This window comes from Paenalicyclobacillus cellulosilyticus (genome assembly GCF_014647315.1).
Taxonomy (GTDB): Bacteria; Bacillota; Bacilli; order Alicyclobacillales; family Alicyclobacillaceae; genus Alicyclobacillus_J; species Alicyclobacillus_J cellulosilyticus.
This window is the reverse complement of record NZ_BMOY01000002.1, coordinates 99,806-111,988: the sequence shown is the minus strand read 5'-3', so window position 1 is coordinate 111,988 and position 12,183 is coordinate 99,806. Positions and strand designations below refer to the sequence as shown.

Genomic DNA, 12,183 nt, shown 5'->3' with positions numbered 1-12,183 from the left:
AAGGTCCAATTGAAAATGGAAATGCGCGTACGCCCGGTGTTTGGCTCATGATGCGCTGCGGCGCGTTGGACGACGGACGGATTCCGGCAGGTGGGGGTAGAGACGAGACGATGCAAGAGGAAGGGCAGATAAGCACCCAACGAGTCTTTCCGCTGTTGCCGCTGCGCGGTTTGCTGGTGTTTCCGACGCAGGTGCTCCACTTCGACGTGGGCCGCGACATCTCCATCAAGGCGTTGGAAAAGGCGATGGCCGGCGAGCACCTCATCCTGTTGACCTCCCAGGAGGACTGCCAAATCGATGAACCGACAGCGGACGACCTGTACCGGATTGGGACGCTTTCCCGCGTCAAGCAGATGATGAAGCTGCCCAACGGCACCATCCGTGTCCTGGTGGAAGGCGTGGCGCGGGCGCGCATCGTGCGCTTCGTCCGGACCGAAGGATGGTTCGAGGCGGAGGTCGAGGTGTACACGGAACCGGCGGAAGTGCCCGTCACGCCGGAGATTGAAGCCTTGGTGCGCGCCGTCGCGCAGCAGTTCGAACAGTACATGAAGCTGTCGAAGCGGGGAGAACAGGAGAACTATGCCGCCATCCTGGAGATTGAACACCCCGGACGGCTGGCGGACACCATCACGGCGTATCTGCCGCTCAAGGTCCGCGACAAACAAGAGGTGCTGGAGGCCATCTCCATTCCCATGCGCCTCGAGAAGCTGCTCGGCTTTTTGTCGGACGAGCGCGAGGTGCTCGAACTGGAACGCAAGATCCACCAACGCGTCCGCAAACAGATGGAGCGCACGCAAAAGGAGTACTACTTGCGCGAGCAGATGAAGGCCATTCAAAAGGAGCTCGGCGAACGTGAAGGGCGGGCGATGGAGGTCGAGGAACTGCGCGAGGCGATGGCCAAGAAGCCGCTGCCGGAGGCAGTCGCCGAACGGTTGGAGAAGGAGATTGACCGTCTGGAGCGCATCCCGCCCAACTCGGCCGAGGGTACGGTCGCGCGCACATACATCGATTGGCTGCTCGCCTTGCCATGGCTTGAGGCGGCAGATTCCACCGTCGACTTGGCGTACGCGGAGCGCGTGCTCGACGAGGACCATTACGGGCTTGAGAAGGTGAAGGAGCGCATCCTGGAGTTTCTTGCGGTCCAGAAATTAGCGGCCAAACTCACCGGCCCGGTCATTTGCCTCGCCGGACCGCCGGGTGTGGGGAAGACCTCGCTCGCCAAGTCCATCGCCCGGGCGCTCAACCGGCCGTTCGTCCGGGTCTCGCTCGGCGGCGTGCGCGATGAGGCGGAGATCCGCGGCCATCGCCGTACTTACATCGGGGCGCTGCCCGGGCGGATCATTCAAGGCATGAAACAAGCGGGCAAGCGCAATCCGGTGTTTCTGCTCGACGAGATCGACAAAATGGCGAGCGACTTCCGGGGCGATCCGGCGGCGGCGATGCTGGAGGTGCTCGATCCGGAGCAGAACGCCGCGTTCTCCGACCATTACATTGAAATCCCGTTCGACCTCTCGGACGTGATGTTCATCACGACGGCGAACAACCTGTACGACATTCCGGGGCCGCTGCGGGACCGGATGGAAGTGATTCAGCTCTCCGGTTACACCGAGCTCGAAAAACTGGAGATTGCCAAACGCCATCTCCTGCCGAAGCAACGCAAGGCGCACGCGTTGGACGGCAACCGCATCCGCGTGCCGGATGAGGTGTTGCTCGAGGTCATCCGGTATTACACGCGGGAGGCCGGTGTGCGCCAACTCGACCGGCTCCTGGCGTCCATCTGCCGGAAGGTCGCGCGCCAGATTGCGGATGGTTCCCGGGCGCGCGTGACGGTGACGCCTAAGCTGTTGAACGAGTTCCTCGGGCCGCCCGTCTACCGGTACGGCCAAGTGGAAGAGTCGGACCAGGTGGGCGTGGTCACCGGTTTGGCGTGGACGGAGGCGGGTGGCGATACCTTGACCATCGAGGTGTCGGTCGTCCCTGGCAAGGGCAAGCTGGTGCTCACCGGACACCTGGGTGACGTGATGAAGGAGAGCGCGCAGACGGCGGTGTCGTTCATCCGCTCGCGGGCCCGGGAACTTGGTGTGCCGGCCGATTTTACCGAGACGAACGACATCCACATCCACGTCCCGGAGGGCGCCATCCCGAAGGACGGCCCGTCAGCGGGCATCACGATGGCCACGGCGCTGGCTTCCGCGCTGACCAACCGCCCTGTCTCCCGCAAGGTGGCGATGACCGGCGAGATCACGCTGCGGGGACGGGTGTTGCCCATCGGCGGGTTGAAAGAGAAGAGCCTGGCCGCCCATCGGGCGGGCGTCGAGACGGTCATTTATCCGGAGGGGAACGTCAAGGACCTCAAGGATGTCCCGGAATCCGTCCGTGCGAGCATCAAGTTTGTGCCGGTCAAGCATATGGACGAGGTGCTGGATTTGGCGCTCCTGCCGGCGCCGGAAGAGGAGCCGGTGTTTCCGTCGCCGCCGGCTTCGTTGCATGAGCTGGTCCATGGCGGATACGCCGAGGAGGGGCCGCGCCAGTGATGGTCGTGCGTACTGCGGAGTTTGAGTTGGGCTCAGTCCATGCGCGGCAGTGGCCGCAGGACGGCTTGCCTGAATTCGCATTTGTCGGCCGCAGCAATGTCGGCAAGTCGTCCCTCATCAACGCGCTGTTGGGTCGCCGCTCGTTGGCGCGGGTGTCGGCCACGCCGGGGAAGACCCGGGAGATCAACTTTTACCGTGTCAATGGCAGCTTCCGCTTCGTCGACCTGCCTGGATACGGTTACGCCGCCGTCAGCCAGGCGGAGCGTGCCCGCTTCCAACGCATGATCACCGAATACTTGCGCCAGCGCGGCCCGCTGTTGCGCGTGTTGCACCTGATTGACATCCGGCACGACCCGACGCAGGACGACGTGGACGTCCACCGATGGCTGCGCGGGGCAAGAGCGGTGTGTGTGGTGGCGACGAAAGCCGACAAGGTGTCGCGATCGAAACGGATGGTGCAAGTGCGGCGCATCCAGACTGTGTTGCGGACGGATGCGCCCGTGCTGCCGTCTTCGGCGACGACCCGGGAGGGGCTCGACGACGTTTGGGCGTTGCTCGCCGCAGACCTGAACCAGGCCAAAGGCGGGTCTCCCTCGCCCGCGCGCGGTTGAAGCGTGTCCACAGCATGTTCACATAAGCCGCCCGCCGCTCCCGCACAGCGTGGTATAATATTGCGGAGAATATGGCGGAGAGGTGAAAGGACTCGGTTCGTCCTGTGCCTCACACCGCGCGCTGCGGAGGGTTGGTCGTGAACCTGCTTGTGGTTGGGATGAACCATAAGACGGCCCCGGTGGAACTCCGCGAACGGGTCAGCGTGGCCGACTTCGAAACGGATGACGTCCTGGCCCGGCTGCGCGCGCAGGGTGAGCTTGCGGAGTCGGTGGTCCTTTCCACCTGCAACCGGACCGAGGTCTACGGGGTGGCGGCGGACACAGCGGCCGCGGAACGATGGCTCCGTGAATGGTTCGCGCGCCGCGCTGGCTTGCCGGCGGGGGAAACGGGCCGCCACCTGTACACGCATACAGGCAACGCCGCGGTGCGTCACCTGTTTCGCGTCGCGTCCGGGTTGGATTCCTTGGTCGTGGGCGAAACCCAGATCCTCGGCCAGGTTCGTGCGGCGTACATGCAGGCGGCCGAAGCCGGGAACACAGGTTGGCTGTGCAATCAGGTGTTTCGTCTCGCCATCCACGTGGGCAAGCGGGCCCAGACGGAGACGGGCATCGGGCAGAACGCGGTTTCCGTCAGCTATGCCGCGGTTCAACTCGTCAAGAAGGTGTTCGGCGACTTGCGCGACCGGTGCGTCTTGGTCGTCGGCGCCGGCAAGATGGGGCAATTGACGGCGCAGCATCTGATGGCGAACGGGATCCGCGACCTGCGGGTGGTGAATCGCACGTTCGATCACGCCTTGCGCCTCGCGGCCTCGGTCGGCGGTCAGGCGGTGGCATGGTCCGCCTTGGAGGAGGCGCTTTGCGCGGCGGACATCGTGATCGCCAATACGGGCGCGCGGGATGTGGTGCTGGCGGCGGAAACCGTCGCGGCGGCCATGCGGAGGCGCCATCAGAAACCCATGGTCATCATCGACATCGCGGTGCCGCGGGACGTGGATCCTGAGGCGGCACGTCTGCGCAACGTATTTTTGTATGACATCGATGACCTCGAGGGCGTGGTCGCCGCCAATCTGGCGGAACGGGCGCGGCACGCGGCCGCGGTGGAACGGTTGATTGCCGAAGGCATGCGCGAGTTCGGCGCATGGCTTGCGGAGCAGGCGGTGGTCCCGCTCATTGCGGCGGTGCGCGCGCGCGGCGCCGAGGTACAGGCGGCCGTGATGGACAGCCTGCGGCGCAAGCTCCCGCACCTGTCCGACCGGGATTGGGACGTGCTCGACAAACACACGATGAGCATCGTGAATCAGCTTTTACATCACCCGGTGCACCGGCTGAAGGCATTGGCGCATACGGAGGACGGGGTGCAACAGTTGGCGTGGTTCGCCCAATTGTTCAATATATCCGAAGCGGAGTGGGCGGCGCGGTTGCCGGATGGCGCCCCGGAAGATGCACGTGCGCTCACCAAGTGGGCGGCCTGGCTGCGCCAGTGGAGCCAGTCGCTCCTCGGAGAAGGGGAAGGCGAGCCGTTCTCAGCCTGTCCGGTGGCCTCCCGATAGGAGCCGGCGAGGATGGCGGCACAGGTTGCGTACGATGCGTTCTCCTTGGGAAACGCCTTGTGCGTGTTGTTCTGGTTTTTCGACGCGATGGAACGAAGGCGTTGGCTGCAGCGGCTGGCGCAATGGGCCATGGCGGTCGTGCTTCTGGTGCAAACCGGTTGGTTGTTCGACCGTCTACACCTGACCGGCGCGGTGCTTGACCGGTTTGACGCGGCCCTGTGGGTGTCGTGGGTCATCCTGCTCGTGGCGTGGTTCGCCTCCTCCTGGCTGCGCGTCGATCTGTTGCCCTTTTTGGCGAGCGTGGTGAGCTTCGCCCTGGTGGTGCTCGCTCCGCTCGCGCCGGGGGCGGCGGCGAGTGCCCAGGTTCGCAGTGGAGACCTTTTGCTTTTGCACATTGCGTTTGCGTTGGCGAGCTATGTCGCGTTTGCGTTTTCGTTTGTCTTCGCCGTCATGTACCTGGTGCAGTCGTGGAGCTTGCGGCACAAGCGTTGGACATCGTGGTACTTTCGCCTGCTGCCGCTCGCGACCCTTGAGCGCTACACGTTTCGCGCCGTGTTTCTCGGCTTGCCGTTTCTGATGATGGCGATGGTGTTCGGCGTCTTGTGGAGCGTCGTGGCGTTTGGCCGCGTGTACTGGCATGACCCGAAGTTGGTCGCGACGAGCGTTCTGTGGCTCTCGTACGCGGTGTGCCTGTGGCTGCGCCGGCGCACAGGTTGGGCGGACCGGGCGCTGGTGGCGGCCTGTGCGGCTTGTTTCGGCGGCGTGATGGTCAACTTCATGGTTGTCAGCAATCTTTCCGCTTTTCACCACACGGGATAAGGAGGCGAGCCCATGCGCGTGCGGGTGGCATCGCGCAAAAGCGCGCTCGCGCTGCAGCAGACACGCTGGGTCATCTCCTCCCTGGCCGCGCATCTTCCGGGCTGGACGTTCGAGGTGGTGCCCATCGTGACGCAGGGTGACCGCATGTTGGACGTGTCGCTCGCGGAGTTGGGCGGCAAGGGCTTGTTCGTGTCCGAGGTGGAGCAGGCCTTGCTCGACGGGCGCGCGGACATCGCGGTGCACAGCCTGAAGGATGTGCCGGCTGAGGTGGCGGACGGCTTGGCCCTGGCCGGGATGCCGCCGCGGGAAGACCCGCGGGATGTTCTCATCGCGCGCAGCGCCGAATCGCTGGCCGACCTGCCGCCCGGTGCGCGCGTGGGCACATCCAGCTTGCGGCGGATGGCGCTGCTGCGCGCCCTGCGTCCCGACCTCCGGATTGAGCCGCTGCGCGGCAACATCGACACCCGGCTGCGCAAGCTTGCGGAGGATGGGTTCGACGCCATTGTCCTCGCCGCGGCAGGGTTGAAGCGGATGGGCTGGGCCGACCGGATCTCCGCGTACCTGGATCCGGAACTGTTCACCCCCGCCGTCGGCCAAGGCGTGCTGGCGGTGGAGTGCCGGGCGGACGACCGCGTCCTGTGTGAGGCACTGCGCCGTTGGACCGACGGACCGACACGGACGGCGGCGATGGCGGAACGGGCGCTGCTCGCCGAATTGGCAGGCGGCTGCCAGGTGCCGGTAGGGGGGTATGCCACCGTCGGGCCGGACGGTCGGATTCACCTGCGGGGCATGGTCGCGGACCGGGAGGGAACCTGCGTCCTGCGCGCCGAGGCGAGGGGAGACAACCCGTTCGAGGTCGGGCGGGCGGTCGCCGCAGCCCTGCAAGCCCAAGGGGCGGGCGGCGTGATCGCGGCCGCCCAAGGCGGGTGACCGGCAGGATGGCGGGGGAGAGGCGAACGGGCGCGCAAGCCGACCTCGCGGGCGTCCTCGTGGTCATCACGCGGCCGCCCGCGCAAGCGGCTCCCTTGGCGGCGCGGGTGAACGCCGCGGGCGGCGAAGCGTGGGTGTCGCCGCTCATCGAGATCGCCTGGTTGTGCGAACCGGCCGTCAAGGCGTGCTTGTTGCAGGCGTGGCTGCCGGCGGACGCGGTGGCGTTCACCTCAGCCAACGCGGTGCGGGCCGTGACGGCGTTGGCCAAGGCGTGGGGAATATGGGCAAAGGTGCGCCCGGCGCTGGCAAACCAGGCGTGTTTCGCGGTGGGGAAGGCGACCGCGGCGGCCGCCCGCGCGGCGGGATGGCCACACGTCGAGGTGCCGCCCGGCAAAACGGCAGCGGACCTGGTGGCGCACCTCGCGGGACTCCCGCCGCGGCGGTGGTTCGTCCCGCTCGGCGACCGGGCGGATGGCACGGCGTTTGCCCCGTTGACCGCGGCCGGGCACGAGGTGAGGACGTGTGTGGTCTACACCACCCGGCCGTCGAGCAAACCGGTGCCGTCGTGGCCGGAGCGTCTGCGCCGACACCGGGTGGCGGTGGTGGTGTTCGCGAGCCCGTCGGCGGTCGCGGCGGCGGCTGCGGAGAAGGCGTGGTTGGACGCCACCGACGTGCGCATCGTCGCCATCGGCCCCACGACCGCCCGGGCATGCCGCGCTGCCGGCCTGCCCGTCGCGCGCGTGGCGGACGAGCCGTCGGAAGAAGGATTGTGGCGGGCCGTCCTGGCCGCGGTTGCCGGCGGTGCACGCCCCGGCAGCGGTGTGGACCCTGGTTGCGACTGCGCGTCAGAAGATTGAGAGAGGAAGGCGTTTGCTGATGGATGGCTTTCGTCGTCACCGGCGCTGGCGTGCCCACGCCAACCTGCGCCGGTTGGTGCGCGAACACGCATGGCAAGTCGACGATTTGGTGTACCCCGTGTTTGTCCGCGAGGGGTTGAACGGCAAGGAGGAGATTGCCGCCATGCCGGGCGTGTACCACTTCGGCCTAGACGCCTTCCGGCGCGAAGTGGCGGAGCTGGCGGAACTCGGCATCCCGGCGATCATCCTGTTCGGCATCCCGGCGGACAAAGACGAGTGGTCCACATCCGCATACCGCGAGGACGGCATCGTGCAACAGGCCGTGCGGGCAGCCAAAGCGGAGCATCCCGACCTGGTGGTCATGACCGATGTCTGTCTGTGCCAGTATAACCCGGCGGGCCACTGCGGCGTGGTGCGCGACGGCAAAATCGTCAACGATGAAAGCCTGACATTGTTGGCGAAAACAGCCGTTTCCCACGCCCAGGCCGGCGCCGACGTGGTCGCGCCGTCAGACATGATGGACGGGCGGGTGGCAGCCATCCGCCAGGCCCTCGATGCACACGGTTGGACAGATGTGGCCATTCTCTCCTATGCGGTCAAATACGCCTCGGCGTTCTACGGACCGTTCCGGGAGGCGGCCCATTCGGCGCCCGCGTTCGGCGACCGGCGCTCGTACCAGATGGACCCGGCGAACGCGCGCGAGGCCTTGCGTGAGGCGGCGTCCGACGTCGAGGAAGGGGCGGACGCCTTGATGGTCAAGCCGGGCTTGCCCTACCTCGACGTCCTGCGGTCCCTGAGGGAGGCGTTTCCTCTGCCGCTCGCCGCGTATCACGTCAGCGCAGAGTACAGCATGGTGAAGGCCGCGGCGGAAAAGGGCTGGATCGATGAACGGTCGGTGGTGGAGGAGACGCTGCTGGCGTTCAAACGGGCGGGCGCCGATTTTATCCTCACATACCACGCGAAAGAAGCAGCAAAGTGGGTGAAGGCATCGTCATGGCGCTGAAGCAGGCGCGATCGCAGAAGGCGTATGAGAAGGCGCTCTCTTTGATGCCGGGCGGGGTGAACAGCCCGGTGCGGGCGTTTCGGGCGGTCGGAGGGACGCCCTTTTTCGCCGATCACGGCGAGGGACCATACCTGTACGACATCGACGGCAACCGCTACATCGACTACCTGATGTCGTGGGGCCCGCTCATCTGGGGCCACGCCCATCCGGAGATTGTCCGGGCGGTGACGGAAGCGGCGGCGCGCGGGATGAGTTTCGGGGTTCCGACCGAATGGGAGACGCGCATGGCCGAGTTGGTGATTTCCCTCGTGCCGTCCATCGAAGTGGTGCGCATGGTCAACAGCGGTACGGAAGCGACGATGAGTGCGCTGCGCCTCGCGCGGGCGTACACGGGGCGTCCGGTCATCGTCAAGTTCGAGGGCTGTTACCATGGGCACGCCGACAGCCTGCTCGTCAAAGCGGGTTCCGGCGTGGCGACGTTCGGTCTGCCGGACAGCCCCGGGGTACCGGAGGCGACTGCCAAGACCACGCTCACGGCGCCGTACAATGATTTGGCGGCTGTCGAGTCGCTGTTCGCGGCCCACGGTGAACGAATCGCGGCGGTGATTGTCGAACCGGTGGCAGGAAACATGGGTTGCGTCTTGCCGGAACCCGGATTTTTGGCCGGGTTGCGCGCCCTCACCGAGCGGTACGGGGCACTCCTCATTTTCGACGAAGTGATGACCGGTTTTCGCGTCGCGCTCGGCGGCGCACAGGCGCGCTTTTCCGTCCGGCCTGACCTGACCACGCTCGGCAAGGTCATCGGTGCCGGGATGCCCGTGGGCGCGTACGGTGGCCGCCGGGAGATCATGTCCCTCATCGCCCCGGACGGACCGGTGTATCAAGCGGGCACCCTTTCCGGCAACCCGTTGGCGATGGCGGCCGGATGGACGTCGCTGTCGATGTTGGCGGCTGCCGGCGACGCCTTGTACGAACGCATGGAGCGGTACGGGCAGGCGTTGGTCGATGCGTTTGTGGCCTTGGGCCGGCGCAAAGGCATTCCCACCTTTGGCGTCGCGGTGGGAGGGATGTTCGGGCTGTTCTTCCACGAGGGTCCGGTGACCGATTACGCGGCGGCCAAGGCGTGCGACACCCGGATGTACGCCCGCTTCTTCCACGCCATGTTGGAGGAGGGTGTGGCGCTGGCACCGTCGCAGTTGGAAGCCGGGTTTCTCAGCGCGGTGCATACGGAGGCGGAGCTGGCTGAGACGGTGGCGGCCCTGGAGCGCGCGTTCGCACGCTTGTGAAGTCGGAAGCGCCACATATCCCCCCTTCCCCGGACATAAGGTGATGATGAGACCTTGTGACCAGGGAGGGGATGTTCGTGACCGATGCGGATCGCACCCCCGTGGTACGCCTGGAGATTGATCAACAGGTGTTCATCGATGAAGTGCGCGCCGGCGATACCCTGGAAGATGCGACGGTGGCCACCGAGGTCACGTCGTTCGACCGGGTGGGTGATGCGTACGTGCTCGAGGGCGCCATCCTGTTTTCGGGGTATGTTTCGCGCCGTACCGCGGCATGGCCATCCGGGCCGGACGCAGAAGAGCAGGCCTGGTCGCCCCAAGGGGCGGATGGCCCGTTTGTCCAGCACATCCAGCATCGGATGCCGTTTTGGTTGCGGGTGCCGGTTCGCGCCCAGCCGCGCGGGTTGGTGAACGTCACCAGCCGCATCACCGATTGGCGGTTGGAGGTGGTGGACGACGCGTGGGTTCATATCGCGGCCCATTTGACCATCACCGGCCTGAACCATCGGGAAGGATATCATTTCCAATGCGGGGCCCAGGAGGAGGGCGACCTTTTCTTCGGGACCACGCCGCTTGCTGCGGTCGACCATGAGGTCACAGCCGTAAGTCAAGCCCGCCATCAAGCGGAGGAAGAGGAGCGTTCGGATGCGGAGCCCGGGGAGCGCACCGGGGAACCGATGGGGGTGCCGGCGGGGGAGCGCGCCGGGGCGCGAACGGGGGTGCCGGCGGGGGATGTGGCTGCGCCGTCCACAGGTGTGCGTGCTGAGCCTCCTGCCGGCACGAAAGGTGAAGACGACGCACCGGCGCGGGCGCTGCAGGCAGATTTGCAAGCCTTCGACCGCGCGTTTACCGGGGCTGGCCACGAGCCGTCCGCCCTTCATGCGCCCGGACAACCGGCGCGGGGTGATGTTGGACCGGAAGCGCCATGGGCGGAATTTGAGTTTGTGTACCAATTGGGCACCGACGATCCCGGTTTGTCTCCGCCGGACGCGGCATCCGCCACGCCGGAGATGGCAACTGGAGCCACGGACGCGGCATCCGCCACGCCGGAGATGGCAACTGGAGCCACGGACGCGGCATCCGCATCCGCACCTGCAACCGCATCCGCTTCCGCGGACGCGGCATCCGCCATGCCGGGCTTGGCTGACGAAGGGGAGTTTGTGCCGTCGCGCAGCCTGGGCGCCGATGGGTTCCACCCTGCGGCCGGATTCGTACCTCGCGTGCAGTCCCCGCCGAACGGGGGAGAAACACAAGCAGCCGCGGGCGGCTTTGCGCGACCAACACCCGGACGCGACGGCGAAGGTGCTGCCGCGGGCGGAAATGCACCTGGTCATGAACCGCCCGCTGCGACGGCTGCCGACGAGTTACCTGCAGAAGCCGGTGCATGGCCGCGCGAACCCGCGCGCGCTGCCGCACATGCGCGCGACTCCCTGTGGTCATTCGTCGACTTCAACGCGCCTTTGACCCGGTACACCATCCGGTACGTGGTGGTGCAGGAGGATGAATCGCTCGATGCGGTGGCGGATCGCGTCGGTTGCAGCAAGGCAGACCTGATGCGGGTCAATCAGCTTGACCGGGATACGGTGTACCCAGGCCAAACCCTGCGCGTGCCGCCTGTGGCGGCTGGCAAGCGCTGACGTCCCGCGGGACACCTGCGCCTGCTGGCGGCAGGCGGTCAAGACGCGCGGCGGCAGGGCGGGCAGCCCGCGGCAGGCGGACCTACGGGGCACCGATGAACATCGCGGCGAACACGATGAACAGCAACAGGAGGACGATGAGGTCGAGCGGTGTCGGCCAGAAGATGGCGCGTAAAAACAGCAGGCAAATCGCCATGGCGAGCAACAGCTTGACAAACCGGACGATGCCGTAAAAGAAACCCACGTCCACACCCCCACCGCCTTGATCCCTTCTATGTATATGCGCGGACCTGTCCGGCTGACCTCATGCATCCGCGTTCCAACCTGGATGACAACCTTGGCGCCGTCTGGTACGATGAAGGCGGAGACAGAGAAGGGCGGGCGCGGTGCGTCCCGCCGGCATCAGGAGGATGTCTTTGGGCGAATACACCACGCAGCAAGGGATTTGGAACGGTTGGTACTGGCGCTTTCTGGCGCTGCTCGTCCTCGCGGTGGCTGTGTTGCAAAGCCTGGCCGCGGCGTTCTTGCACTACCCCATCACCACCAGTCTGCCGCTGGCGTTGCTTGTGGTCGCGTACATGACGGCGCCGCGCGTCAAGGAGCGCCGTCTGGCGAACACCTTGGCCGGCGTCGTGGCGATGTTTCTCGTGAACCTCCTCTTGGAGTGGGTGTTCGATCGCGCCCTGCTTCTGAAAGAAGGTTGGCTGGTCGTCGCCGAGGCGAACGGGTTCGCGCTGGCGGTAGGATTGGCCATGGCCTACCTGTACCTGCGCTTGACCATCTGGTCGGAGCGCAAGCGGGAGGAACTGGAGAGCCGCCGGCGCCAGCAGGATGCCGAGGCGCCGCCGCCTGTCCGTCGCCATCGCAAGAAGAAAAAGCGGCGCCGTTGATGCCCCTTGACAGGCAAGCAGCCGGAAGCTAAAATATGGAACTGTCCTCGACATGGACGTGATCGT

11 protein-coding genes are annotated in these 12,183 nt (G+C 66.1%); 10 read left to right on the top strand and 1 reads right to left on the bottom strand.

What is annotated here, in order from left to right; translation table 11 throughout:
* The first annotated feature begins 110 nt into the window (after nt 1-110).
* From lon to IEX97_RS01260, 9 genes are all read left to right on the top strand, one after another.
* Complete coding sequence (gene lon / locus IEX97_RS01300) at nt 111-2,534, top strand: endopeptidase La (protein ID WP_188880666.1); 2,424 nt, start codon at nt 111-113, stop codon at nt 2,532-2,534.
* Entirely contained in the window at nt 2,534-3,145 is a 612-nt protein-coding gene (gene yihA, locus IEX97_RS01295; protein WP_188880698.1) for a ribosome biogenesis GTP-binding protein YihA/YsxC, read from the top strand. Before lon ends, yihA begins: the two co-directional genes overlap by 1 nt.
* A gap of 137 nt (nt 3,146-3,282) precedes the next feature.
* Nucleotides 3,283-4,695 carry a glutamyl-tRNA reductase gene (hemA, locus tag IEX97_RS01290; RefSeq protein WP_188880665.1) on the top strand — a complete coding sequence of 471 codons (1,413 nt, stop codon included), beginning with the start codon at nt 3,283-3,285 and terminating at the stop codon, nt 4,693-4,695.
* A 12-nt stretch (nt 4,696-4,707) separates the two neighbouring features.
* Entirely contained in the window at nt 4,708-5,514 is an 807-nt protein-coding gene (locus IEX97_RS01285; protein ID WP_188880664.1) for a cytochrome C assembly family protein, read from the top strand.
* A 12-nt stretch (nt 5,515-5,526) separates the two neighbouring features.
* Nucleotides 5,527-6,444 carry a hydroxymethylbilane synthase gene (hemC, locus tag IEX97_RS01280; RefSeq protein WP_188880663.1) on the top strand — a complete coding sequence of 306 codons (918 nt, stop codon included), beginning with the start codon at nt 5,527-5,529 and terminating at the stop codon, nt 6,442-6,444.
* Nucleotides 6,445-6,452: 8 nt separating this feature from the next.
* Nucleotides 6,453-7,301 (top strand): uroporphyrinogen-III synthase, encoded by an 849-nt coding sequence (locus IEX97_RS01275; RefSeq protein WP_188880662.1) that lies wholly within the window; start codon nt 6,453-6,455, stop codon nt 7,299-7,301.
* Between the two features lie 19 nt (nt 7,302-7,320).
* The gene (gene hemB, locus IEX97_RS01270; RefSeq protein WP_188880661.1) at nt 7,321-8,304 is read left to right on the top strand and encodes a porphobilinogen synthase; all 984 of its coding nucleotides are present in this window, start codon (nt 7,321-7,323) and stop codon (nt 8,302-8,304) included.
* Nucleotides 8,295-9,590, top strand: a complete 1,296-nt coding sequence (gene hemL, locus IEX97_RS01265) for a glutamate-1-semialdehyde 2,1-aminomutase (protein WP_229776203.1) — start codon at nt 8,295-8,297, stop codon at nt 9,588-9,590. The genes hemB and hemL overlap by 10 nt, the downstream gene beginning before the upstream one ends.
* Nucleotides 9,591-9,667: 77 nt before the next feature.
* Nucleotides 9,668-11,227: a LysM peptidoglycan-binding domain-containing protein gene (locus tag IEX97_RS01260; RefSeq protein ID WP_188880660.1), complete on the top strand. Its 1,560-nt coding sequence runs from the start codon at nt 9,668-9,670 to the stop codon at nt 11,225-11,227.
* Nucleotides 11,228-11,309: 82 nt separating this feature from the next.
* Here IEX97_RS01260 and IEX97_RS01255 read toward each other — a convergent pair whose 3' ends face one another.
* Nucleotides 11,310-11,477 carry a hypothetical protein gene (locus IEX97_RS01255; protein WP_188880701.1) on the bottom strand — a complete coding sequence of 56 codons (168 nt, stop codon included), beginning with the start codon at nt 11,475-11,477 and terminating at the stop codon, nt 11,310-11,312.
* A 160-nt stretch (nt 11,478-11,637) separates the two neighbouring features.
* Between IEX97_RS01255 and IEX97_RS01250 the strand changes: the two genes are divergently transcribed.
* Complete coding sequence (locus IEX97_RS01250; RefSeq protein WP_188880659.1) at nt 11,638-12,117, top strand: hypothetical protein; 480 nt, start codon at nt 11,638-11,640, stop codon at nt 12,115-12,117.
* The last annotated feature ends 66 nt before the right edge of the window (nt 12,118-12,183 follow it).